The 22,790-nt window shown below is 61.9% G+C and carries 23 protein-coding genes and 2 pseudogenes; 10 read left to right on the forward strand and 15 right to left on the reverse strand.

What is annotated here, in order from left to right:
- From dctP to VNX23_RS14375, 7 genes are all read left to right on the forward strand, one after another.
- A partial coding sequence (dctP, locus tag VNX23_RS14345; protein ID WP_325631031.1) for a TRAP transporter substrate-binding protein DctP occupies positions 1 to 574 on the forward strand: 574 nt, incomplete at its 5' end.
- Positions 575 to 691: 117 nt separating this feature from the next.
- A complete protein-coding gene (locus VNX23_RS14350; protein WP_325631032.1) occupies positions 692 to 1,201 on the forward strand; it encodes a TRAP transporter small permease in 510 nt (169 codons plus the stop codon).
- A gap of 7 nt (positions 1,202 to 1,208) precedes the next feature.
- Positions 1,209 to 2,528: a TRAP transporter permease gene (locus VNX23_RS14355; RefSeq protein ID WP_325631034.1), complete on the forward strand. Its 1,320-nt coding sequence runs from the start codon at positions 1,209 to 1,211 to the stop codon at positions 2,526 to 2,528.
- Between the two features lie 226 nt (positions 2,529 to 2,754).
- A complete protein-coding gene (locus tag VNX23_RS14360) occupies positions 2,755 to 4,653 on the forward strand; it encodes a feruloyl-CoA synthase (protein WP_325631035.1) in 1,899 nt (632 codons plus the stop codon).
- A 28-nt stretch (positions 4,654 to 4,681) separates the two neighbouring features.
- Complete coding sequence (locus VNX23_RS14365; protein ID WP_325631037.1) at positions 4,682 to 5,443, forward strand: SDR family NAD(P)-dependent oxidoreductase; 762 nt, start codon at positions 4,682 to 4,684, stop codon at positions 5,441 to 5,443.
- Positions 5,444 to 5,463: 20 nt separating this feature from the next.
- Positions 5,464 to 5,883, forward strand: coding sequence for a thioesterase family protein (locus tag VNX23_RS14370; RefSeq protein WP_325631039.1), 420 nt, complete (start codon positions 5,464 to 5,466; stop codon positions 5,881 to 5,883).
- Positions 5,884 to 5,913: 30 nt separating this feature from the next.
- Positions 5,914 to 7,065: an ABC transporter substrate-binding protein gene (locus tag VNX23_RS14375; RefSeq protein ID WP_325631041.1), complete on the forward strand. Its 1,152-nt coding sequence runs from the start codon at positions 5,914 to 5,916 to the stop codon at positions 7,063 to 7,065.
- A 246-nt stretch (positions 7,066 to 7,311) separates the two neighbouring features.
- On the opposite strand, the gene VNX23_RS14380 is transcribed toward VNX23_RS14375, so the two are convergent.
- On the reverse strand, positions 7,312 to 7,650 hold the full coding sequence (locus VNX23_RS14380; protein WP_325631043.1) for a helix-turn-helix domain-containing protein: 339 nt from the start codon (positions 7,648 to 7,650) through the stop codon (positions 7,312 to 7,314).
- 160 nt (positions 7,651 to 7,810) lie between these two features.
- Between VNX23_RS14380 and VNX23_RS14385 the strand changes: the two genes are divergently transcribed.
- Positions 7,811 to 8,650, forward strand: a complete 840-nt coding sequence (locus VNX23_RS14385) for a hypothetical protein (RefSeq protein ID WP_325631045.1) — start codon at positions 7,811 to 7,813, stop codon at positions 8,648 to 8,650.
- A 346-nt stretch (positions 8,651 to 8,996) separates the two neighbouring features.
- Here VNX23_RS14385 and VNX23_RS14390 read toward each other — a convergent pair whose 3' ends face one another.
- Positions 8,997 to 9,722, reverse strand: coding sequence for an ABC transporter ATP-binding protein (locus tag VNX23_RS14390; protein WP_325631047.1), 726 nt, complete (start codon positions 9,720 to 9,722; stop codon positions 8,997 to 8,999).
- Positions 9,719 to 9,817, reverse strand: a complete 99-nt coding sequence (locus VNX23_RS31050) for a hypothetical protein (RefSeq protein ID WP_414642999.1) — start codon at positions 9,815 to 9,817, stop codon at positions 9,719 to 9,721. Before VNX23_RS31050 ends, VNX23_RS14390 begins: the two co-directional genes overlap by 4 nt.
- Here VNX23_RS31050 and VNX23_RS31055 point away from each other — a divergent pair.
- Positions 9,776 to 10,060, forward strand: a pseudogene (locus tag VNX23_RS31055) (hypothetical protein); the annotation flags it as partial. The gene VNX23_RS31050 and the pseudogene VNX23_RS31055 overlap by 42 nt on opposite strands.
- Here the strand turns inward: VNX23_RS31055 and VNX23_RS14395 are convergent.
- Together VNX23_RS14395 and VNX23_RS14400 are read right to left on the reverse strand one after the other, a co-directional pair.
- Positions 9,956 to 11,488 (reverse strand): annotated as a pseudogene (locus VNX23_RS14395) (ABC transporter permease subunit); the annotation flags it as partial. The pseudogenes VNX23_RS31055 and VNX23_RS14395 sit on opposite strands and share 105 nt — an antisense overlap.
- A 5-nt stretch (positions 11,489 to 11,493) precedes the next feature.
- A complete protein-coding gene (locus VNX23_RS14400; RefSeq protein ID WP_325631051.1) occupies positions 11,494 to 12,534 on the reverse strand; it encodes a branched-chain amino acid ABC transporter permease in 1,041 nt (346 codons plus the stop codon).
- A 349-nt stretch (positions 12,535 to 12,883) separates the two neighbouring features.
- Between VNX23_RS14400 and VNX23_RS14405 the strand changes: the two genes are divergently transcribed.
- Positions 12,884 to 13,402, forward strand: coding sequence for a MarR family transcriptional regulator (locus VNX23_RS14405; RefSeq protein WP_325631052.1), 519 nt, complete (start codon positions 12,884 to 12,886; stop codon positions 13,400 to 13,402).
- 129 nt (positions 13,403 to 13,531) lie between these two features.
- On the opposite strand, the gene VNX23_RS14410 is transcribed toward VNX23_RS14405, so the two are convergent.
- From VNX23_RS14410 to VNX23_RS14455, 10 genes are all read right to left on the reverse strand, one after another.
- Positions 13,532 to 14,812: a glycerate kinase type-2 family protein gene (locus VNX23_RS14410; protein WP_325631053.1), complete on the reverse strand. Its 1,281-nt coding sequence runs from the start codon at positions 14,810 to 14,812 to the stop codon at positions 13,532 to 13,534.
- 127 nt (positions 14,813 to 14,939) lie between these two features.
- Positions 14,940 to 15,290, reverse strand: a complete 351-nt coding sequence (locus tag VNX23_RS14415; protein WP_325631054.1) for an SRPBCC family protein — start codon at positions 15,288 to 15,290, stop codon at positions 14,940 to 14,942.
- Positions 15,278 to 15,403 (reverse strand): hypothetical protein, encoded by a 126-nt coding sequence (locus VNX23_RS14420; RefSeq protein ID WP_325631056.1) that lies wholly within the window; start codon positions 15,401 to 15,403, stop codon positions 15,278 to 15,280. Before VNX23_RS14420 ends, VNX23_RS14415 begins: the two co-directional genes overlap by 13 nt.
- A 226-nt stretch (positions 15,404 to 15,629) precedes the next feature.
- Entirely contained in the window at positions 15,630 to 16,862 is a 1,233-nt protein-coding gene (locus VNX23_RS14425) for an ABC transporter substrate-binding protein (protein WP_325631058.1), read from the reverse strand.
- 269 nt (positions 16,863 to 17,131) lie between these two features.
- Positions 17,132 to 18,358, reverse strand: coding sequence for an ABC transporter substrate-binding protein (locus VNX23_RS14430; protein WP_414642998.1), 1,227 nt, complete (start codon positions 18,356 to 18,358; stop codon positions 17,132 to 17,134).
- Positions 18,359 to 18,377: 19 nt separating this feature from the next.
- Positions 18,378 to 19,394 (reverse strand): branched-chain amino acid ABC transporter permease, encoded by a 1,017-nt coding sequence (locus VNX23_RS14435; RefSeq protein ID WP_325631060.1) that lies wholly within the window; start codon positions 19,392 to 19,394, stop codon positions 18,378 to 18,380.
- A 2-nt stretch (positions 19,395 to 19,396) separates the two neighbouring features.
- Complete coding sequence (locus VNX23_RS14440; RefSeq protein WP_325631062.1) at positions 19,397 to 20,275, reverse strand: branched-chain amino acid ABC transporter permease; 879 nt, start codon at positions 20,273 to 20,275, stop codon at positions 19,397 to 19,399.
- Positions 20,276 to 20,287: 12 nt separating this feature from the next.
- A complete protein-coding gene (locus VNX23_RS14445; protein ID WP_325631064.1) occupies positions 20,288 to 21,001 on the reverse strand; it encodes an ABC transporter ATP-binding protein in 714 nt (237 codons plus the stop codon).
- Positions 20,998 to 21,795 (reverse strand): ABC transporter ATP-binding protein, encoded by a 798-nt coding sequence (locus VNX23_RS14450; RefSeq protein WP_325631066.1) that lies wholly within the window; start codon positions 21,793 to 21,795, stop codon positions 20,998 to 21,000. The genes VNX23_RS14445 and VNX23_RS14450 overlap by 4 nt, the downstream gene beginning before the upstream one ends.
- Before the next feature lie 69 nt (positions 21,796 to 21,864).
- The gene (locus VNX23_RS14455) at positions 21,865 to 22,728 is read right to left on the reverse strand and encodes an IclR family transcriptional regulator (protein WP_325631068.1); all 864 of its coding nucleotides are present in this window, start codon (positions 22,726 to 22,728) and stop codon (positions 21,865 to 21,867) included.
- Between the last annotated feature and the right edge of the window lie 62 nt (positions 22,729 to 22,790).

A 22,790-nucleotide genomic window follows, 5' to 3' on the forward strand; every position in this document is an offset into this window, starting at 1 on the left:
CCGCACCAAGAAGATCGCCGTGCCTGACGACATCAAGGGCATGAAGATCCGCCCCGCCGACGCCACCATTGCGAATTTCGTGACGCTGCTGGGCGGCACCAACGTGCAATCCTCCGCGCCGGAAGTCCGCGACATCATCGAACGCGGCGTGGCGGATGCGGTCACCTTTCCGTGGGGATCGCTGGTGCTGTTCGGCATCGACAAGGTGACGAAGTACCATATGGACGCGCCGCTCTACGTCACGACCTTCGTCTTTGTCATGAACAAGGACAAATTCAACCAGATGTCGGAGCGGCAGAAAAAAGCGATCGACGACAATTGCAACACGGAGGCCGCCGGCCGCGTCGGCGAGCCATGGGGCAGGTTCGAAGACGCCGGCCCCGACAAGGTCAAGGCTGAAAGCGGCCACGAAGTCTATCCGCTGACGGCGGAGCAGACCACGCTGTGGAAGAAGGCGTCCGAGCCGTTGGTCAAGACCTGGGCCGATGGCGTGCGGAAGGCCGGGGCCGACCCGGATGCGGCGATGTCCGGGTTGCGCGCCGCTCTCGCCAAATACAACGCCTTGACGCAGTAATCGCCTCCTGCAATTGATCCGGCGGCGGGCTCCTTCCGCCGTCGTGCTGTCCTTGGATCCCGAACTCACCGAAAAAATCAGGCTCTTTCTGAAATATCCAGATCGTATGGAGCGGAAATGAAGCGAGCATCGATGGATCGTTTCATCGACACGATCGAATGGATCGCGGCCGCCTTTGTCGGCATTGTCGCCGCCAATATTTTCATCGCCGTCCTCTTGCGCAACCTCTTCAACTATTCGATTCCGGATTCGTTCGACATCGGGCGGCTCCTGCTCGGCATCCTGATTTTCTGGGGCATCGCCGCCACCAGTTATCGCGGCACCCATATCACGGTGGACCTGGTCTGGGGCAATGTCGGCCCGAAATACCAGCGCATGATCGACGTGTTCGCAACCCTGGTCTTGCTGTTCGTCGTGACGGTGCAGACGTGGACGCTGTTCGACAAGGTGCGCGGCACCTACAACGACCATGTCACGACGTTCGATCTGCACATGCCGACCTGGCCGTTTTTCGCGGTCGCCTGGGCCGGTGACGTTTCGGCGGTGCTTCTGATCGCGATCCGCACCTGGCGCCTGATCTTCCATCCGGAAGAAATGCACGACCCCAGGATCAAGGCCACGGAATGAGCGCGGCATGAGCACCGACGCCGTCGCCGTCATCGGCTTTGTCGCACTGTTCGCGCTGATGTTGCTGCGCGTGCCGGTCGGCATGGCGATGGGCCTCGTCGGGGTTTCCGGCTTCAGCTATCTGGTCGGCGGCACGCCGGCGCTGAAGCTGGTCGGCCAGACCTCGATGCGCACGGTGACCGACTACACTTTCGGCGTGATTCCGATGTTCCTGCTGATGGGCACTTTCGTCAGCAATTCCGGGATGAGCCGCGACCTGTTTCGCACCGCCAACGGTTTCGTCGGCCATCTGCGCGGCGGTCTGGGGATCGCCACCGTTGCGGCCTGCGGCGGCTTTGCCGCGATCTGCGGTTCGTCGGTGGCGACGGCAGCGACCTTTTCGGCGGTGGCCTATCCGGAAATGCGCCGCTTCGGCTATCCGCAATCCTTCGCCACTGGCGTGATCGCGGCCGGCGGCACGCTCGGCGCCATGCTGCCGCCTTCGACGGTGCTTGCGGTCTACGGCATCATCACCGAACAGGACATCGGCAAGCTGTTCATCGCCGGCATCGTTCCAGGCGTGCTCGCGATGAGCATGTACATGATCACGATCGCGCTGATCGGCTTTTTCCGTCCGGGCTTCCTGCCCAAGGGGCAATATACGACCTGGCGCGAGCGCTTCTCCGGGCTGAAGGATATCTGGGCGCCGGTGCTGCTGTTTGTCTTTGTCATCGGCGGGCTCTACGGACTGCCGTTTCTGCCGAGATTCACGCCGACCGAAGCGGGCGGCGTCGGGGCCACCGGCGCCTTCCTGATCGGCGTGTTCACGCGCCGCCTCGACAAGGAGAAGATCCTCACCGCGCTGTTGCAGGCGACCCGCACGGCGGCAGCGGTGTTCACGGTGCTGATCGGCGCGCTGATCTTCGGATATTTCCTCACGGTGACGCAGACCCCGCAAAAGGTCACCGAATTCCTCACTGGTCTTGGCCTCGGCAGCTACGGCGTGCTCGCCTTGATCATGATGATGTATCTGGTGCTCGGCTGCCTGATGGATGCGATGGCCATGATCATCCTCACCGTGCCGATCATCTTTCCGGTCATCTCGCAGCTGGGATTTGACCCGATCTGGTTCGGCGTCATTATTGTCATGACGGTGGAACTCGGCCTCATTCATCCGCCGGTCGGTATGAACGTCTTTGTCATCAAGAGCGTGGTGAAGGACGTATCCTTCACCACCATCTTCAAGGGCGTGATCCCGTTTGTCGTAACCGACCTCGTTCGATTGATCATTCTGATCGTATTTCCGCTGCTGGCTACCTGGTTGCCGCAGCAGATGATGGCTCGCTGATCTGTCTTTCAATGAAACCGAACGATGATCGTTGCTCCATGGTTCGAGACGCGCGGGCGTTGCCGCGCTGCTCGCCATGAGGAACCGGACCTCGTCCTGGGGAGCATCGCGGCGGTGCATCGCGAACGCGAATGATTGACTCCTTGTCAATTAGTTATAAAACATAACTATCTCGAAGACCGTGTCAAAACCCTGGGAGGACCCGTCAAGGTGGGACGCTGATGACATGAGCGCGAGAGCCGACTTTTCCCAAAAGACAAGCGGCGAGGTGCCTTCGCGAGGCGGTGGCTCTCGACCGCTGCGCAAAATTTGCTTCGCTGATCCCGCTGTCTCGATCGAACGTCGCGCCGACGGCACGATTTATCTGCGGCCGACAACCACGCTCGGCGAATATCCGGCCCGGCTGACCGAGCGCTTGCACCACTGGGCTGACGCGGCGCCGCAGCGCATCTTCATGGCGGAGCGCGAGGTGGGCGGCGGCTGGCGCAAGATCACCTATTCCGAATTGCTGCTTGCCAGCCGGCGCATCGCCTCGAGCCTTTTGGCACGCGATCTTTCGGTCGAAAAACCGATCCTCATTCTCTCCGGCAATTCGATCGATCACGCGCTGGTGGCATTCGGCGCATTGTATGCGGGCATTCCGTTCTGCGCCGTGTCGCCGGCCTATTCGCTGGTGTCGAAGGATTTTGCCAAGCTCTCCTTTCTGACGAAGCTTCTGACGCCCGGACTCGTGTTCGCCGACGATGCGGAAAAATTCGCCAATGCGCTCCAGGCCAGTGTTGCAGCGGAAACCGAAATTGCGGCGTCCTATGGCGCGCCGCGGGACCGCGAAGTCACCCTGCTCGCCGATTTGATCGCGAGCCCGCTGCACCCGCGCCTCGATGCGGCGCATGAGGAAATCGGCCCCGACAGTATCGCCAAATTCCTGCTGACCTCCGGTTCCACCGGCAATCCCAAGGCCGTCATCAACACCCAGCGCATGCTTTGCGCCAATCAGGTGATGATCCGCGAGACCATGGCGTTTCTGAAAGACGAGCCGCCCGTGATCGTGGACTGGCTGCCGTGGAATCACACCTTTGGCGGCAATCACAACATCGGCTTGACGCTCTATAACGGCGGCTCGATGTATCTCGACGCCGGCAAGCCGATGCCCGGCGGCATCGAGCAAACCGTGCGCAACCTTCGCGAGATTTCGCCCACGGTCTATTTCAACGTGCCAAAGGGATACGAGTCGCTTTTGCCTTATTTGCGGGACGACGCCGAGTTGCGCGCGAACTTCTTTCAAAAGCTGCAGGCGATGTTCTTCTCGGGCGCGGCGCTGTCGCCCTTCGTGTGGCAAAGCCTCGACGAGCTTGCCGTCCAGGAGACAGGCGTTCGCGTGCCTATGCTGACCGGGCTTGGCGCCACCGAGACCGCGCCCTTCTTCATGTCGGCCAATCCGCTCACCAGCCGCTCCGGTCATGTCGGACTTCCGGTGCCGGGCAACGAGGCCAAGCTTGTTCCCAACAACGGCAAGCTCGAGGTGCGCGCGAAGGGACCGAACGTCACCCCGGGTTACTGGCGCCAGCCCGCCTTGACCGCTGCCGCCTTTGACGAGGAAGGTTTTTACAAATTTGGCGACGCGATCAAACCGGCTGATGCCAACGATCTTGCCGCTGGCTTCGATTTCGATGGCCGGATCGCCGAGGATTTCAAGCTCCTGAGCGGCACCTGGGTCAGCGTCGGCCCGCTTCGGGCACGATTCATCGCGGCTTGCGTACCTCTGGTGCGCGACGTCGTGATCGCCGGCATCAACCGCGACGAGATCTCGGCCGTGGTCATTCTCGATCTCGACGGGTGCCGCCTCATCAACCCGACGCTTCCTTTCGATGATCTCGCGGCAACGGCCCGCGATCCACTGATCCGCGAAGCCTTCCGCCATCGCTTTGCAAATTTCCTCGCGTCCTCGACGGGTTCCTCGACGCGGATCACGCGCGCGCTTCTCCTCGATCAACCGCTGTCGATCGACCACGGCGAAGTCACCGACAAGGGCTCGATCAATCAGCGCGCCGTGCTCGATCATCGCAATCGCCTGATCGAGATGCTTTATTCGCCAACGCCGGCCGCAGACGTGATATTGCCGTGACGGAAATCATTTTTTCAGGAGAGAAACCATGCAGCTGAAGGATCAGGCCGCGCTCGTCACCGGCGGCGCATCGGGACTGGGTGCCGCCACCGCGCGCAGACTCGCAAAGGGTGGCGCGAAGGTCGCCGTCTGCGACATCAACGCCAAACTGGCCGAGACCGTCGCCGCCGAGATCGGCGGTGTCGCGGTGGCTTGCGATGTTGCCGACGCCGCCTCGGCGGAAGCCGCCGTCGCTTCCGCTGCAAAGGCGCATGGTCCGGCGCGGATCCTCGTCAATTGCGCCGGTATCGGTGTCGCCAAGCGGGTGATCGGCCGCGAAGGGCCGATGCCATTGTCCGAATTCGATCGCGTGATCAAGGTAAACCTGATCGGCTCGTTCAATATGCTGCGGCTTGCGACCGCGGAGATGTCGAAACTCGAGCCGCTTTCCACCGGCGAGCGCGGCGTGGTGATTTCCACCGCCTCGATCGCGGCCTTCGACGGGCAGATCGGGCAGGCGGCCTATTCGGCCTCGAAGGGCGGCATCGTCGCGATGACGCTGCCGATCGCGCGCGAACTCGCGCAATTCGGCATTCGCGTGCTTTCGATCGCACCGGGACTGTTTTTGACCCCGCTTCTGGCGGGTCTGCCGCAGGAGGCACAGGATTCGCTCGCCGCGGCAATTCCTTTCCCGCGCCGCCTCGGCAACGCCGATGAATTCGCATCGCTGGTGCTGCACATGGTCGACAACGCCTACCTCAATGGCGAGGTGGTGCGGCTCGATGCCTCGCTGCGCATGGCGCCGAAATAGTTTGCAGATCTTGTGAAACGATGTTCGTCCATCGACGCGACGTGCAGATCCAGTGGGGCGATTGCGACCCCGCCAACATCGTCTTTTACCCGCGTTATTTCGAGATGTTCGACGACTCGACATCGGTCCTGTTCGAGGCAGCCGGCTTTTCCAAGCAGGACATCGTCAAAAAATACGGCTTGGTCGGCATCCCCATCGTCGATACGCGGGCGAAATTCTACATCGCCTCGACCCACGGCGACTGGATCACGATGGAAAGCCGGGTCGAGAGTTTCAAGCGCTCGAGCTTCGAGGTAGCGCACAAGGTGTACAAGGAAAAAGCACTGGCGATCGAGGCGTTCGAGACGCGCGTGCTGGTCCGACGCCATCCGGACGATCCGGACCGGCTGAAATCCGCACCGATCCCGCAGGAGATGATTGCGAAGTTCATGCGCGGCTGATCTGCTGCCGAAAAGCCAAGGGAGGAATGAATGAGGAAATTTCAGCTTTGCGCCGCGGTGGCCGTATCGCTCGTCGCGCTGCCGACCATACCCGCGGCTGCGCAGACCGGCGAAATCACCATCGGCATTTCGATTTCCACCACGGGCCCTGCGGCGGCACTTGGCATTCCCGAGCGCAACGCGCTTGATTTCGTGCCAAAGGAGATCGGCGGCACCCCGCTCAAAATCATCGTCCTCGACGATGGTGGTGACCCGACCACCGCCACCACCAACGCACGGCGCTTCGTCACGGAATCCCGGGCCGACATCATCATCGGCTCGTCAACGACACCGCCGACGATTGCGATGTCGAACGTCGCCAACGAAGCGGGCATTCCTCATCTCAGTCTTGCCCCGTTCCCCGTCACGCCGGAACGCGCCAAATGGTCGGTCGTGCTGCCGCAGCCGGTTCCGATCATGGGCAAGATCGTCTACGAGCACATGAAGGCGCATAACGTCAAAACCGTCGGCTATATCGGTTACTCCGACTCCTATGGCGATCTCTGGTTCAACGACTTCAAAACCCAGGGCGTGCCGATGGGATTGATGCTCGTCGACGAAGAGCGATTTGCACGGCCGGATACGTCGGTCACGGGGCAGGTATTGAAACTCGTCGCCGCCAATCCCGATGCGATTCTTGTCGGCGCCTCCGGGACCGCCGCAGGCCTGCCGCAGACCGAGTTGCGCGCGCGCGGCTATCAGGGCCTGATCTATCAGACTCACGGCGCGGCCACGATGGACTTCATCCGCATTGCGGGGCCCGCCGCCGAAGGCGTGATCATGGCCTCCGGTCCCGTGATGAATCCGGAAGGTCAGCCCGACAACGCCCTCACCAAGAAGCCGGGCCTTGCACTCGACAGTGCCTACGAAGCCAAGTACGGCGCAAATACCCGCAGCCAGTTCGCCGGCCATGCCTATGACGCCTTCGAGGTTCTCAAGCGCGTCTTGCCGGCCGCGCTGAAGACCGCGAAGCCCGGCACGGGCGAATTCCGCGAAGCGATTCGTCAGGCGTTCATCAGCGAACGCGAGATTGCCGCAAGCCAGGGCGTGTACAGCTGGACCGAAAAGGATCGCTCGGGCCTCGACGATCGCTCGCGCATTCTCCTGACGGTCAAGAACGGCAAGTACGTGCCGGCGATGTGAGGGGCTGCCATCACCCTAGGTGTGCTCCCTCCCCCCGCAAAGCGGTGGGGAGGGAAGGCCGAACGAAGTGGAGGCCAGGGTGGGGGGCCTCTTCTTGCACCCCCACCCCGACGCTCGCTTTTACTCGCGTCGACCCTCCCCGCCACTCGCTAACGCTCGCGGGGGGAGGGATAAGAGAACGCGTTTCCGGCAATAGCCCTATCCTTAGAGGGAAGGTTTCTTGCGCGAGCGGCGAACGCTTCGGCTTCACGCCCTTTGGGGCGAGGGCGGCTTGGTGTGCTTCTCCCCCCAGATACGCAGCGACCGCAGCACCGGCCTGAGCTCGCGGCCCTTGTCGGTGACGACATATTCGGCGCGGGGCGGATGATCCACATACGTCCTGCGCTCAACGATCCCATGCTCCTCGAGTGTCTTGAGCCGGGTCGATAGCGTATTCGGGCTCATTTTGGGAAACGCGCGTTGCAAGTCCTGAAATTTGCGCGGGCCCTCAAGAATGAGGTCGCGCAGGATCAGGATGGTCCAGCGGTCGCCGATGAGATCGAGCGTCCGCGCCACAGGACAGAATTGCGTGTAGTCGACAGTCATCATGGTTCCACGTTCAAAAATCGTCCGCAGTTGGCGCCGGCCGCCGCAAGGTCGTTCACAATCTTATCATAAGCGCCACGTTGACATCTAGCTTCTATTTATATAGTGACTATAAAACTTATAGTTATATTTCGATTTCATAGTCACAAAGGAATCTGCCATGAGCACCCTCTCTACAGGGTTCAAACCCGAGATCTCTCAAACGACGACAATCGGCCTGCTGTTGCTCGGCGGCGCGCTGGCGGCGTCCTGGGTCGGGATCAATCTGGCCTTTCCGGGGCTTGCCCCCACCGGCATCCCATCGGCCGTGCTGCGCCTGGGAATACATATCGCGATCCTGACGGGTCTTTGGCTCGGCCTGGCGCGAACAGAATTCCCGGTGAGCCAACGCATCAACATCTGGCTCGGTGTCGCCGTCCCCTTCACCTTGTGGCTCGCGGTGGCCTGGAATCTGGCGATCAACGATTTCTTCAAGCCGTCATTGACCGGCTTTCCGATGTTGCCGATTGCGATTTTTGCGCCCGTCATCATCGGGCTCTTTGTGCTGCTGCGTTCGAAATCGATCGCATCGGTGTTGGATGCAACCCCGGCTGCCTGGTTGATCGCCCTGCAGGTCTATCGAATCTTCGGCGGCATCTTCATCGTCAATTGGGTGAACGGTACGGCCGCGGCAGCTTTCGCCTGGCCAGCCGGCGTCGGCGACATGCTGACGGGCATCATGGCCTTGCCGGTCGCATGGCAGCTCGCATCCGGAGTCGAGAATGGACCAAGGGCCGCGATCGCGTGGAATATATTCGGTCTGCTGGATTTCACGATAGCCATCACCATGGGCACGCTCACCACACCTGGACCGTTTCAGATCCTCGGTCTGGACATCCCGGCTTCGCTCGGAACCTACCCGACCGTGCTGGTGCCTGTGTTCGCCGTCCCCAGTTCGATCCTGCTGCATGCGCTTTCAATCTGGCAACTCAGGAGGATCTCGCGGTGGCAGGAAAAGTGAGACCCACACGGCCACGATCCTGAGTGGCAGCAACAAGACCACACGCGGTGCGACGCAAGCCTCACCGCGTGGAATGTCATCCAGCCGTTGTGCGAGATGGCCATGGAGCCTCTTCTTACCCTCCCCTGGAGGGGGAGGGTCGTCCGCGTAGCGGACGGGGAGGGGTGAGACGCCGCCTTTAAGGTGTCGTATTGGCCCTTGGTTCTTCGTGGCTGAGCGTCGAATCGACGTTGTTATCTTCCTGCTCACCCCACCCCGGCTTGTGTTTCGCGTTGCTCAACTCAAAGCCGACCCTCCCCCTCCAGGGGAGGGTCGATCGGGAACTGGACGATCAAAAAGGGCGCAGTCATGCCTGCGCAAATCCGAGATAGCTCGCGGCCACGCGTTCGTCGCTGGCGACCTCCTTCGCCAACCCATGCAAGACGAATTCGCCGAGCTCCATCACATAGGCGCGGTCGGCGATCTGCAGCGCAGCTTGCGCATTCTGTTCGACCAGAAGCACCGAGACGCCGCTAGCGCGCAACTCGCCGATGGTGCGGAAGATATTTTCGACGATGAGGGGCGCGAGCCCCAGGCTCGGCTCGTCCAGCATCAGGAGTTTTGGCGCGCCCATTAGCGCACGGCCCATCGCCAGCATCTGCTGCTCGCCGCCGGACAGCGTTCCCGAAAGTTGCTTTCGCCGCTCCTTCAGCCGCGGAAACAGCGCATAGACGCGCTCGATCGATTGCGCTGCCAGAGCCGCGGGCCTCCTGAACGCGCCCAGCCTCAGGTTGTCCTCGACGCTCATCGCGGCAAACAATTCGCGATGCTCCGGCACGAGGCTCAAGCCCAAGGCGACGCGGTCCTCGATCTCGAGCCGCGCCAGATCCACCCCGCCGAAGCAAATCCGGCCCTTCAGCGGCAGGATACCCATCACCGCGTTCAGGAGCGTGGTCTTGCCGGCGCCGTTGGCGCCGATGATGGTGACGATCTCGTTCTCCGCGACCTCGAGCGACACCCCGCGGACCGCCTCGACCTTGCCATAGGAGACATGCGCATCGCTGATTTGCAGGAGCTGCGGCGCGCCGGTCATGCCACACCTCCGAGATAGGCGCGGATCACCTCGGGATTGGTCCTGATCGTTTCGGGCGTGCCTTCGGCAATTTTGCTGCCGAAGTCGAGCACCACGACGCGATCGGCGAGATCCATCACGAACCCCATGTCGTGCTCGACCAGCAGCACCGAGATGCCATTGCCGCGCAAATCACGGAGCAGGCTCGCAAGGCGTTGCTTCTCCATATGACGCAGGCCCGCAGCCGGTTCATCGAGCAGAAGCAGCACCGGATCGGCGCAGAGCGCACGCGCGATCTCGACGATGCGCTGCCGGCCCAGCGGCAGGCTGCCGGCGGCGGTATTAATCTGTCCGCTTAAGCCCACCCGCTCGATCTGGCGCGCGGCTTCCGCCAGCAATCCGGCCTCGTCGGCGCGGTCGAGGCGGAACATGCTGGCGAGTGCGCCGGAACTCCCGCGCAGATGCGCGCCGATCGCGACATTCTCCAGAACCGTCATGTCAGCCACCAGTTTGACATGCTGGAAAGTTCTGGAGATGCCGAGTCTTGTCACTTCCTGCGGCGGGGTGTTGTCGATCTTTCTGCCGTGGAGGGAAATCGCGCCGCCGCTTGCGGCGAGCACGCCTGTGATCAGATTGAAGGTCGTGCTCTTGCCCGCGCCGTTGGGCCCGATCAGGGCGACGATCTCGCGCGGCTTGACGTCGAACGAAACGTCGTTGACCGCGATCACGCCGCCGAATTCTTTGCGCGCATGATCGATGCGCAGGAGGGCGCCGTCGCGCTCAGCCACCTTCGCCCGCCCCGGCAAGGCAAGCGACGCATCGGGCCGCTTTCGGCCGGACTTGAGCGGCAAGCGTGCTGTCAGCCACGGCCATACCCCGTCCGGAGCCAGCTGCAAAAGCGCAACCAGCAGAATGCCGAACACGACGGTCTCGAGCTGGCCTTCGCCATGAAACAGATAGGGCAGGTAGCCCTGGAGGATCTCCTTGAGCACGATCACGATCGCGGCGCCCAGCACGCCGCCCCAGACATAACCGGCGCCGCCGACCACGGCGATGAAGAGATATTCGATGCCGGCCTGTGCGCCGAAAGGGGTCGGATTGGCGGCGCGCTGGAAATGCGCGTACAGCCAGCCGGACAGTCCGGCGAGCACCGCCGCATAAATGAAAACCAGAAGTTTCGCGCGAGGCGTCTGTACGCCGAAGGCTTCGGCCGCGACATGGCCGCGCCTCAGCGCGCGGATCGCGCGCCCCGTGCGGGAGTCCAGCAGGTTCATGGTGAGGACGGCGCAAAGGATGACCGCGATCCAGATCGCGAAATAGATCGAGCCGGGATCGATCAGTTTGAACGAGCCGATCGCGAGCGGCGGGATTCCGGAAATGCCGTCGTTGCGGCCGAGGAATTCAAGCTTGCTGAACAGGTAGAACAGCCCCAGGCCCCAGGCGATGGTGCCGAGCGGAAGATAGTGGCCGGACAGTCGCACGGTAATGAGGCCGAGCGCGACCGCAGCGATAGCGCTCACGATCAGCGAGAGCGGCAGCGTCAGCCAGGGCGAGAGGCCGTAAGCCGTCGTCAGCACCGCCGTGGTGTAGGCGCCGAAGCCGCAAAACGCCGCCTGCCCGAAAGAGGTGAGGCCGCCGACGCCGGTGAGAAGCACAAGCCCCATCGCCACCAGCGCGGAAAGTCCGATATTGTCCAGCAGCACGATCCAGAATGGCGGCACGCCGGGAATGAACGGGATCGCCGCCATCACGAGTGCAAACAGCATGACCGGAAGGCGCTCTGCCATCGCGGTCAATCCTTCTCTTCCTCGACCGCAGGCGCGGCGAGAGATCGCAGCAACAGGACCGGGATGATCAGCGTGAAGACGATGACCTCCTTGTAATTGCTCGCATAGAACGAGGAGAAGGCTTCGACGCCCCCGACGAGGAGGGCCGCGGCCGCGGTCAGAGGGTAGCTGACAAGCCCGCCGATGATCGCGGCGACAAACCCTTTCAGGCCGATCAGGAATCCGGTGTCGTAGTAGAGCGTCGCGATCGGAACGATCAGGATTCCGGAAATCGCGCCGATCACTGAGGCCAGAAGAAACGCGATCTGTCCCGACAGCGTGGTCCTGATGCCGACGAGGCGCGCGCCCAGGCGATTGACGGCGGTCGCCCGCAGCGCCTTGCCGTAAAGCGTGAAGCCGAAAAACAGCCACAGAAGCGCGATGAGCGCGACCGTGATCGCATAGACGACAATGCTCTGGCCGGTGAAATGCAACGGAGGGATCGTGAAAGCCGCATTCGACAGCGCCGGACCGCGTTGACCCTCGGCGCCGAAGAACACGAGTCCAAATCCCTGCAACGCAAGATGGCTGCCGACGGCTGCGATCAGAAGCACCAGCACGGAAGCGTTGGCGATCGGCTGGAACGCCAGGCGATAGAGAAACAGGCCAATCGCCGCGACGATCAACAGCGACAAGCCGATGTTGAGGAAAGGGAGATTTTGGCGTCCGGCGAACCAGTAGGTCAAAGCGAGGATCGCCACGGGCATGAGGATGTCGACCGCAAGCGCCCGCGCGACCAGCGCGGCGTGCAGTGACCTGCGGCTCATGAACAGATCGAGACAGAAGGCAGCGACCCCCATCGCGACCGCTAATCGCGCGGTGCCGGGCATGTGACCCGACGATAGCGTGGCATAGGTCAGGGCACCGTAAGTGACGAACTCGCCTTGCGGGATCAGAATCACGCGGGTAACGGCGAAGACGAGCACCAATGCGAGTCCGAGCAAGGCATAGATCGCGCCGTTGGTGATGCCGTCCTGCAGCAGGAACAGCATGATCGTCGTGTTCAAGACGGACCGCTCCCTCCTTGGCCGGGCCGCGCGGTGTCGAAGCGCCGCCCGCCTTTTTTAGCAACGCCAGTTGAATCCCGCCGCAGATATTTGATATGTTCGATAACAATTATCGACCATAACCTCAAGGCCGCACTTCTTGCGCGCCCCGCGGTCTTAACCTGGTGTCCCGGTTCCGACGTTCGTATGACTTTGCCGCACGCACTTTTGCGAACGCCGGAACCAAAGGGAGACCAGTAACTCTATGATTCTGGTGTGGCCTTGGATTTGAGGTTCCTGTAACGCGCTCGCGGCAAGACTGATAGGAACGTCAAATCCGCCACACCAGCGGGATTGCGATTACCGAGCGATGACTGTTTCCAAAGCTGTTGCCGCCGATTCCACGAAAACTTCCCGTCCGCCTCGGAAGGACGCAGCCGACGAAGTTGGAGAGGCAGGAATCGATCTCGGCGAATTGTCGGAGTTGCTGGGCTATTCGCTCAAGCGCGCGCAGCTGAGGATTTTTGAGGATTTTCTCCGCTGCGTCGCGCCGCTGCAGCTGACGCCCGCCCAGTTCTCGGTGCTGCTGCTGCTCGACAAAAATCCGGGCCGCAACCAGACCGAAATCGCCAGCACGCTGGGAATTCTCCGGCCGAATTTCGTCGCGATGCTGGACGGCCTGGAAAGCCGCGATCTGTGCGCACGGGTACGCTCGGCGAACGATCGCCGCTCGCACATTCTCGTCCTCACCGACAAGGGCCGCGCCGTGCTGGCGCGGGCAAAGAAACTCGTCGCAGCCAAGCACGAAGCGCGTCTCAACGAGTTGCTCGGCCCCGCCAACCGCGCCGCGCTGCTTGCGATGTTGACCAGGATTGCGAAGGAGTTTTGAGAAGCTATACGTCGTCCAATCGTCATTCCGGGATGGTGCGTTAGCACCAGACCCGGAATCTCGAGATTCTCTGATGTGCAAGGGCACATCATAGTTCGATGCTTCGCATCGCCCCGGAATGACGGAGCATCAATCCACCAAAATCACCCTGACGTCATTGACGTTGGTCAGCGTCGGGCCGGTGTTGAGGAGATCGCCGGTTGCGGCAAAGAACGCGGTTGCATCGTTGTTGTCGAGATAGGCCTTGGGATCGAGATCGAGCGATTTCATTTTCGCAAACGTGCTGTGGTCGATCATCGCGCCCGCGGGATCGCTGGCGCTGCCGCCGCCGCCGTCTGCGCCATCGGTATCGGCGGCGAGCGCCGAAATGTGCGGGATCTGTTTGAGCAGATCGGCGAGCGCCAGCGCATATTCCTGGTTGGGGCCGCCGCGTCCGTCGCCGCGCACCGTCACCGTGAGTTCGCCGCCCGAGACGATCGCAACGCGACGGCCTTCGCCGCGGGCCTTTAGCGCCAGGCGCGCGTGGTCGGCGGCGACTTCGCGCGCCTCGCCTTCGAGATCGGCGCCAAGATCGATGATGGCGTATCCGGCGTCTGCCGCCACCTTGATTGCGGCGTCAAGCGAGACCCTGGGCCGCGCGATCAGTTCGAACGTCGCCCGCGCAAAGGCGGCATCGCCCGGCTTGCAGCTCTCGTTTTTCGGATCGTCAAGCGCGCGTGTAACGGCATCGGCGACCTTAAGGCCATAGTTTGCGAAGATGGCGCGCGCATCCGACAGCGTCGTCGGATCGGGCACGGTCGGCCCCGAAGCGATCGCGGAAGCGTCGTCGTGGGGAACGTCGGAAATCGCGAGCGTCACGATTTCGGCGCGTCGGCCGGCGCGCGCCAGCCGCCCACCCTTGATCCGCGACAGGTGCTTGCGAACCGTATTGATCTCGCCGATAGGTGCGCCCGAGCGCAACAGCGCACGCGTCACCTGCTGCTTTTGCGTAAACGACACGCCGTCGGCGGGCGCGATCCAGTTCGCCGAACCGCCGCCCGACAACAGCACCAGCAGGAGATCTTCCGGGCCCGCCTGTTGCGCGAGACGCAGGGTTTCCTCCGCGGCCGTCAGTCCGGCCTCGTCCGGTACGGGATGTCCGGCTTCGACCACTCCGATCCGCCGCGTCGGCACGCCGTGACCATGGCGCGTGGTGGCGAGCCCCGACAGCCGTGCCGGGTCGAGCCCGAGCTGGTCCAGATAGTGCCGTTCCGCGGCCGCGGCCATTGCCGCGGCGCCCTTGCCCGCGGCAAGGCAGATCACCCTGCCGCTGGGAACGGGGCGCAGATGCGCGGACAACACCACATCGGGATGCGCGGCGGCGACCGCGGCATCGAAAATCGCGCGCAGGAGAGGGCGTCTGTCGGTCATTGCATGTCAAAAAATTGCATCGGAGAACTTGGGGCTGAGCACGCGAAGCCGTTTATCCACCCCCTCGCGGCAAAAGAAAACCCCCGCGAAGCGGGGGTCCTGTGGTTTCGCTTCGATCGCTGGATATTCAGCTACCCGTGAGCGACTTGGCGCCAGCCTCGTAGACGCCGTCCATGGTCTTCTTTGAATCAGCGTCAGGCACGCCCTTTGCATCGTATTTGCCCATCCACTTCAACGCCGAACCCTTGGGGTCTGCGCCGACACTGATGGTCGAGTGATAGTTTGCAACCGGCAGCGGCCCGGAGAGGATCGTGTAGGTGTAGCTGCGATTGGCGTCGTCCCACTTCTCCAGCGCCTCGACGACGGTACCGCCGCCTTTCACCGAGAGCGTGCGCTGCTTGCCATCCGCACTGAGGACGCATTTCTCAATCGCCGGATGCCACGTGGCGATGCCGCAAAAGTCTCCTACTTCTTCCATAGCGCGTCCGGCGACATCGACGATGTCATCGTGACGCTTGACTCCAAAGCCGAGGCGGAAGCCATCGACATGCCGAGGACAACCATCGCTGCTGCGCAAGTCGCGTAACGCATCAAATTTCCTCCCTGTGTTGCTTTTTACAGATGCTTGATCGAGCGAACCCCCGCAACTCGCGCGGCGGGGGTCTCGAGAGTGCGCAGCATGCAGATGCTGCGCTGCTGATCCGGGGTCCAAACCCGGCCACCCCACATATCAGTCCCCGGCTCTGTGGCGCAACGTAGCGGACGATGCTTCACATCGCGGCGAGAACGCTGCACCGCGTCCGGGACAGGAAAGGAGCTAGCCGCCGACCTCGCCGCTGATGATGTCGCCAAACAAATTCCAGCGCTCGCCCTTGAACTGCATCAGCTGAAGCGAACTGATCGGGGCGAAACTGTTCGGCGAGGTGTTGATCCTGATACCGGGCAGAAGCACCTCGGTACGGAAGTCCTTGAGGCTTGCGGCCTGCTTCATGATGTTCTCGCGCGTGAGATTGTCGCCGCACTGCTTGAGCACCTGAACCATCGTCTGCGCAACCGCATAGCCGACGATGACCGAGGCATCGAGCTTGTTGCCTTCTGGAAATTCCTTGGCGAGGAAATTCAGGAATTCCTTCATCCCGGCATCGTTCTCCCACTGCGGATCGGAAACGTCCTTCAGATAGGCCGCGGAAATGATGCCCTGTGCATTCTCAAAACCCGCCGGCTTGATCACGCTGCCGACGGAAGCCGAGACGTTGTTGAGGATGTGAAGCGGCTTCCAGTCGATCTCGGCCACCTTCTTGATCGCCTGCGCCGCAAATTTCGGCGTCGTGACATTGAAGAAGATGTCGGCGCCGGTCGATTTGAGTTTTACGACGTGATTGTCGACCGTGGGCTCGGTGGTCTCAAAGCTCTCTTCGGCGACGATCATCGAGGACGCCTTGGCGCCGAGGCCGTCCTTCAGCCCCTTGACGTAGTCTTTGCCGTAGTCGTCGTTCTGATACAGAATCGCGATCTTGGCGTTCGGCTTCTCTTTCAGGATGTACTTGGCGTAGATGCGCGCCTCGCTCTGGTAGCTCGGCTGCCAGCCCATGGTCCAGGGGAAATCCTTCGGGTCATTCCACTTGGTGGCGCCGGTGGCGACGAAAAGCTGCGGCACCTTCTTCGCGTTCATGTACTTCTGGATCGCAGTATTGGGCGGTGTGCCGAGCGAATTGAAGATGAACAGAACCTCGTCGCTCTCCACCAGCTTGCGCGCCTGTTCGACCGTCTTCGGCGGGCTGTAGCCGTCGTCGTAACTGATGAAGTTGATCTTGCGGCCGTTGATGCCGCCGGCATCGTTGATCTTCTTGAAGTAGGCGGCTTCGGTCTTGCCGATCACGCCATAAGCGGAAGCCGGGCCGCTATAGGGCATGATGTTGCCGATTTTGATCTCGGTGTCGGTGGCGCCGGTGTCGTATTTCTTCTGCGCGAGCGCGCCGCTTGCAGATGCGGCAAGCAGTGCGAATGCGGCTGCAGATGCGAGCGCCATTCTGTAGGCGAAAACGGGCATTGCGGTCTCCCTCTGGTCCAGTGACTTGAATTGAGAGCACTTGTTTGAGTGCACATGTTTGAGTGCAATTGTCCTGGCTTTCTTGGCCGAAAGCTCTTGGTGACCCTGGGCCTTGAGTACCACCTTGGCGGGTTCCTCACAAGAAAAAGCCCCTCGCAGAGGCTGCGAAGGGCTGCGTCTTTAGTAGCTCCCGCATGGTCTCCCCGCGAGCCGGGGAGGGGAACAACCGTCACACCGCTGCGGTCATGATCAGGCGATCGACTACGTTTTCAGTTGCTCAGTTCGCCGCTGATGATGTCGCCGAACAGCTCCCATTTTTCGCCCTTGAAGCGCATCATCTGAAGCTGCTCGATCGGGGCGAAGTCGGTCGGCGAGGTGTTGATCTTGACCCCGGGCAGTAGGGTGTCGGGAACAAAATCCTTCAGGCTGGCCGCCTGTTTCATGACATTGTCGCGCGTCAGGTTGTCGCCGCACATTTCCAGCACCTTCACCATGGTTTGCGCGACGCCGTAGCCATACACCACCGAGCCGTCGAGCTTGTTGCCGTCGGGATCATACTTCTGAAGGAAGGTAAGGAATTTCTTCATTCCGGCATCGTCATCCCACTGCGCATCCGCCCCGTCCTTGGCATAGGCGGCCGAGAGAATGCCTTGCGCGTTTTCGAAACCGGCCGGCTTGATCACGCTGCCGACGGAGGCCGAAACGTTGGAGACAATATGCAGCGGCTTCCACTCGATCTCGGCCAGCTTCTTGATCGCCTGCGCTGCGAATTTCGGCGTGGTGATGCTCAGGAAGACGTCCGCGCCGGAGGCCTTGAGCTTGACGACGTGGTTGTCGATCGTCGGCTCCGACGTCTCGTAACTTTCCTCGGCAATGACCATCGACGCCCTGGCGCCGAGTGCGTCCTTCAAGCCCTTCAGATAATCCTTGCCCAAATCGTCGTTCTGATACAGCACCGAAATTTTGGCGTCGGGCTTCTCCTTGAGGAGATATTTCGCATAAATCCGCGCTTCGCTCTGGTAGCTCGGCTGCCAGCCCATGGTCCAGGGAAACTCCTTGGGCTCGTTCCATTTGGTAGCACCGGTCGCGACAAAGAGCTGCGGCACCTTCTTGGCGTTCATGTATTTCTGGATCGCCGAATTCGACGGCGTGCCGAGCGGATTGAAGATCAGCAACACCTCGTCGCTCTCCACGAGCTTGCGCGCCTGCTCGACCGCTTTCGGCGGGCTGTAGCCGTCGTCATAGCTGATGAACTTGATCTTGCGGCCGTTGATGCCGCCTTCGGCATTGATCTTGTTGAAATAGGCGGCCTCGGTCTTGCCGATCACGCCATAGGCGGAGGCCGGGCCGCTATATGGCATGATGTTGCCGATCCTGATTTCGCTGTCGGTGGCGCCGGTGTCGTATTTTTTTTGCGCAAGCGCGCTTGTGGTTGAGGCGAAAGCGATGACGGTCGCCGCGACGGCGGCGAACGGAAGGTTTAGTCTTGAATGCACTTTTCTTCTCCTTGGCTTTTCAGCTTTTCTTCAATTTGCCGAGCAGATGCCGGGCGACCAGAGCGACCTGCCTTGCGCCGTGGGGCACCAGGAAGATGACGAGAAACAGGATGACGCCGAACACGGCGCCGGAAAGGCCCTTGGAGATTCCTTCCGCGATGTTCGGCACGAAGATGATGAAGGCAGAGCCCACGATCGAGCCCGGCAACCATCCCACGCCGCCCACGACCATGCCGACGAACAGCTGGATCGCAAGCGTGATGGTGTAGCCGTCGGGGGCGACGAATTGCACCGCGATCGCGCCCAGCCCGCCGGCAACCCCGGTGATGCCGGCGCTGACGCCAAAGGCCAGCGTCTTGTAGAGCGCAACGTCGACCCCCATCGCCGAGGCCGCGATCTCGTTGTCGCGGATCGCCATGAAGGCGCGCCCGGATCGGGACTTCAGGAGATTGACGGAAAAGACGTAGATCGCGATGGTGATCACCAGCGTGAAGTAATAAAGCCACATGTCCTGCGACATCGGCAGACCGAACGGGGCATCGGGCTTGGTCACGACCAGCCCCTGTACGCCGCCGGTCCAATGCTCGATGTAACCGAGCTTGAGCAGCTGCGGCATCGCGGTCGCCAGTGCGAAGGTCGCCAGCGCCAGATAGACGCCGGAGAGGCGCAGCGCCGGCTGGCCGAACAGAAATCCAAAGATGAAGCAGATCAGGCCGGCGATCGGCAGGGTCAGCGCATAGTTCATCCCGGCATGTTCCATCAGGATCGCCGAGGTGTAGGCGCCGACCGCATAGAACGCGCTCTGGCCCAGTGAAAACTGACCGCTGCCGCCGGTCAGGATGTTGAGCGCCAGTACCGCGAGGCCATAGACCAGAAGCATCGTCATCTGGAAGATGATGAAGTTCTTGACGAACAGCGGCGCCAGGATCAGGGCCGCCAGCACGGTCAGCGAGGTTCCGGTGCCCAGCGTCAGGGCGCGCTTGGGGACGGCCTCAACGGCGGGTGCGTCGGTGACGGCTTCTTGCACGGCGCTCATGATCAAACCCGCTTCACGATGGGCCGGCCAAACAGCCCGGCCGGCTTGACGACCAGAACGGTGACGATCAGCGCCAGCGCGATCGGCAGCTTCAGTTCATTGCCGACGCCGGGGATGTAGGTGCCGGCGAGATTTTCGAAGATTCCGACCAGAAACCCGCCGACGACCGCGCCGAACGGGCTGGTGAGACCGCCGAGCACGGCGGCGGCGAAGCCGTAGATCAGGACGCCGCCCATCATGTTCGGCTCGAGAAACACCACCGGCGCGATCAGCATGCCGGCGATCGAGCCGATCGCCGCCGCCATGCCCCAGCCGAGCGCGATCATCCAGGAAGTATTGATGCCGACCAGCCGCGCCGATTCAGGAACTGAAGCCGCCGCGCGCATCGCAAGCCCCATCCGCGTGAAGCGGAAGAAGACGTACAGCGCGATCAACAGCAGCAGGGTGACGCCGATCATGCCGGCCTGGTGGGTCGAGATCAGCTGGCTACCCAGAAACGGCGAGGAGCCGAACGGCGTCGGGTATTGCTTGATGGTGAAATCCCAGATCAGGCCGGCGACGCTGTTGATGATCGCAAACAGCGCGATGAAGCCGGCGACGTTGGTCAGGATCGGGGCTTTCGCCAGCGGCTTGAACAGCAGGCGTTCGATCACGATGCCGCCCGCGAACGAAAGAGCGAGCGTCAGCAGGAACGCGCCCCAGTAAGGCACGCCCCATTGCATCAACTGCCAGGAGACGAAGGTCGAGAACATCGCCATTTCGCCCTGGGCGAAATTGAGATGGTCGATCGCTTGGTAGATCATGACCAGCGCAAGCGCCATGCAGGCATAGATGGCGCCGGTGGCGATGCCGGCCAGGACCTGATTGGTGAAAAGCTCCATGGCCGCGCGCTCCTAATATCCGAGATAGGATTTACGGACGTCTTCGTTGTTCGCGATTTCGTCGGCGGTGCCCGACATCACGATGCGTCCGGTCTCGATCACATAGGCGTGGTCGGCGAGCTCCAGCGCTAGCTGGGCGTTCTGCTCGACCACGAGAATGGTGACCTTGTCCTCGCGATTGATCTTGCCGAGAATCTTGAACAGGTCGCGCACGATCAATGGCGCCAGGCCGAACGAAGGTTCGTCGAGCAGCATCAGCCGCGGCCGCAACATCAGCGCACGGGCAACCGCGAGCATCTGCTGCTCGCCGCCCGACAACGTCCCGGCTTGTTGGCTATAGCGCTGCTTGAGCACCGGAAAATGGTCGTACATGCGTTCGATATCGGACACCACGCCGACCTTGTCGCCGCGCGTGATCGCGCCAAGCTGGAGGTTTTCTTCCACCGTCATGCTGGTGAAGGTGCCGCGGCCCTGAGGCACATGGGCAATCCCGAGGCGGACGATGTTTTCGGTCGAACGGCCGGCAAGGGGAGCGCCGTCGAATTCGATCGCGCCCGTGGAACGCACCATGTTGCAGATCGCACGCAAGGTGGTGGTCTTGCCGGCGCCATTGGCCCCGAGCAGCGTGGTCACGCTTCCCTGCGTGAGACTGAACGCCAGGCCGTGCAGCGCCTGGACCTGGCCGTAATAGGCATTCAGCGCCTTGATATTGAGGAGCGCGGTCATTGATCCTTGCTCCCCAGATAGGCCTTGATGACGTCGGGGTCGGACTGCACCACGGAAGGTGTTCCCTCCGCGAGCTTGCGGCCGAAATTCAATGCGACCACGTGGTCGGCGATCGACATCACCAGACCCATGTGATGTTCGACGAGCAGCACCGTGACCTTGCGGTCGCTGCGGATCCGGCGGATCAGATCGCCAAGCGCATGGACTTCCTCGTGGTTGAGACCGCCGGCGGGTTCGTCGAGCAACAGGATTTTTGGCTCGGCGGCGAGCGCGCGCGCCAGTTCCACGCGCTTCTGGGTTCCAAACGGCAGCCCGGAAACCGTGGTGTGGGCCACGCCGTCGAGTTCGAGATAGCTGACGATCTCGTGAACGCGCCCGTTGAGCTCGGCCTCGCCGCGGCGCACCCAGGGAAGTCTCAAGGAATCGCTGACGATGTCGCTGTTGGTCCGGGAATGGGCGCCGAGGCGGACATTGTCGAGAACCGAAAGATTCGGAAACAGCGCGACGTTCTGGAAGGTGCGTCCGATGCCGATTTCGGCGATGCGGTGTGGCGGCCGGTTCAGGATGCTTCGGCCTTCCATTAGGATGTCGCCTGCGCTCGGCTGATAGAGCCGGCTCAGGCAATTGAACAGCGTGGTCTTGCCGGCTCCATTTGGGCCGATCAGGCCCAGGATCTGGCCCTGGCGCATCTCGAACGATACGCCGTTCAGGGCGACGATGCCGCCGAAGACGACGCTGACGTCGCAAACCGCAAGCAGCGGCGAATTCTCCGGCGCCGGTCGGGTTTGCGTCATCGCGCCTCGCACCGGTGCTGGAACGGACCGGAACGACCGCGCCAATCGGCCGGATCACAGCGGTGAAGGCTATCTGATCCCCTCAGCCACGCGGGCAAGTTTCCCTCCTGCTTTCAATTTCCTGCCTTGTTCTTTTTTTGATTGCGGTGCTGCGCCGCCGAGCGCAGCCTCGATGTTTCTTACCATTGCCACCAGACGGGGTCCAATATCGGTGCGCAGCCGTTCTTCCGTGAAGCGGAATGCGGGCGCACCACAGTTAAACGCATAAGGACCCGTTCCGTCATTAAGCTTTAGTGCTACGCCGACGGCGTGAATGTCGTCGTGCCACTCGCCCGCCGAGATCGCAAAGCCGTGTTTTGCGACCGTCTCGCCGGCGCGTTCGACGCCCTCGCGCATCCTTGCCCAGCGGCTGCCGTAATGCTCGCGCAGGTCACGCAACAATTCGCCGCGTTCCTCTTCCCCCAGGGCCCAGAGATAGGCGCGGCCCATCGCGGTGGTGGCGATCGGAATTCGCGAGCCGACGTCCAGTTGAACGCCGATGGTCATGCCGCGACTCTGGCCGAAATAGATCATGCTGAGACGGTCGCGGCCGCCAACCGCCACCGCCCCTCCGGTCTCGCGCATCAATTCTTCTCGGAACGGTTCCGACAGATGCCGGACGCCGAGATTGGCCAGCGCCGCATAGCCCAGCGCCATCGCCGCCGGCGCGAGCTGATATTTCTCGAAACGTGGAACCGGTGTAAGATAACCGAGCCTGGTGAGAGTATAGGTCAACCGGGAGACGGTTGGCTTCGGCAAGTTCGTGCGGGCTGCAATCTCCTGATTACCGAGAAGCCCGTCGTTAGGCTGAAATGCGCGTAACACATCAAGACCGCGGGAAAGCGCGACAACGAAGCTGCGATCGGTCGCCACTTTCCTGCCTGTACGCCTCATGGCCTGCCGCTAGTGTTCCCGTTCCGACATTCGTATCATGTCGCCGCGAGTGCTTTTACGAA

It is taken from the genome of Bradyrhizobium sp. (genome assembly GCF_035570375.1).
GTDB lineage: Bacteria > Pseudomonadota > Alphaproteobacteria > Rhizobiales > Xanthobacteraceae > Bradyrhizobium.

What these genes read in the sequence shown, in the direction of transcription:
- VNX23_RS14350 (WP_325631032.1), top strand. Translation starts at nt 692, where the DNA reads ATGAAGCGAGCATCGATGGATCGTTTCATCGACACGATCGAATGGATC.
- VNX23_RS14355 (WP_325631034.1), top strand. Translation starts at nt 1,209, where the DNA reads ATGAGCACCGACGCCGTCGCCGTCATCGGCTTTGTCGCACTGTTCGCG.
- VNX23_RS14360 (WP_325631035.1), top strand. Translation starts at nt 2,755, where the DNA reads ATGAGCGCGAGAGCCGACTTTTCCCAAAAGACAAGCGGCGAGGTGCCT.
- VNX23_RS14365 (WP_325631037.1), top strand. Translation starts at nt 4,682, where the DNA reads ATGCAGCTGAAGGATCAGGCCGCGCTCGTCACCGGCGGCGCATCGGGA.
- VNX23_RS14370 (WP_325631039.1), top strand. Translation starts at nt 5,464, where the DNA reads ATGTTCGTCCATCGACGCGACGTGCAGATCCAGTGGGGCGATTGCGAC.
- VNX23_RS14375 (WP_325631041.1), top strand. Translation starts at nt 5,914, where the DNA reads ATGAGGAAATTTCAGCTTTGCGCCGCGGTGGCCGTATCGCTCGTCGCG.
- VNX23_RS14380 (WP_325631043.1), bottom strand. Translation starts at nt 7,650, where the DNA reads ATGACTGTCGACTACACGCAATTCTGTCCTGTGGCGCGGACGCTCGAT.
- VNX23_RS14385 (WP_325631045.1), top strand. Translation starts at nt 7,811, where the DNA reads ATGAGCACCCTCTCTACAGGGTTCAAACCCGAGATCTCTCAAACGACG.
- VNX23_RS14390 (WP_325631047.1), bottom strand. Translation starts at nt 9,722, where the DNA reads ATGACCGGCGCGCCGCAGCTCCTGCAAATCAGCGATGCGCATGTCTCC.
- VNX23_RS14405 (WP_325631052.1), top strand. Translation starts at nt 12,884, where the DNA reads ATGACTGTTTCCAAAGCTGTTGCCGCCGATTCCACGAAAACTTCCCGT.
- VNX23_RS14410 (WP_325631053.1), bottom strand. Translation starts at nt 14,812, where the DNA reads ATGACCGACAGACGCCCTCTCCTGCGCGCGATTTTCGATGCCGCGGTC.
- VNX23_RS14415 (WP_325631054.1), bottom strand. Translation starts at nt 15,290, where the DNA reads ATGGAAGAAGTAGGAGACTTTTGCGGCATCGCCACGTGGCATCCGGCG.
- VNX23_RS14420 (WP_325631056.1), bottom strand. Translation starts at nt 15,403, where the DNA reads ATGCGTTACGCGACTTGCGCAGCAGCGATGGTTGTCCTCGGCATGTCG.
- VNX23_RS14425 (WP_325631058.1), bottom strand. Translation starts at nt 16,862, where the DNA reads ATGCCCGTTTTCGCCTACAGAATGGCGCTCGCATCTGCAGCCGCATTC.
- VNX23_RS14435 (WP_325631060.1), bottom strand. Translation starts at nt 19,394, where the DNA reads ATGAGCGCCGTGCAAGAAGCCGTCACCGACGCACCCGCCGTTGAGGCC.
- VNX23_RS14440 (WP_325631062.1), bottom strand. Translation starts at nt 20,275, where the DNA reads ATGGAGCTTTTCACCAATCAGGTCCTGGCCGGCATCGCCACCGGCGCC.
- VNX23_RS14445 (WP_325631064.1), bottom strand. Translation starts at nt 21,001, where the DNA reads ATGACCGCGCTCCTCAATATCAAGGCGCTGAATGCCTATTACGGCCAG.
- VNX23_RS14450 (WP_325631066.1), bottom strand. Translation starts at nt 21,795, where the DNA reads ATGACGCAAACCCGACCGGCGCCGGAGAATTCGCCGCTGCTTGCGGTT.
- VNX23_RS14455 (WP_325631068.1), bottom strand. Translation starts at nt 22,728, where the DNA reads ATGAGGCGTACAGGCAGGAAAGTGGCGACCGATCGCAGCTTCGTTGTC.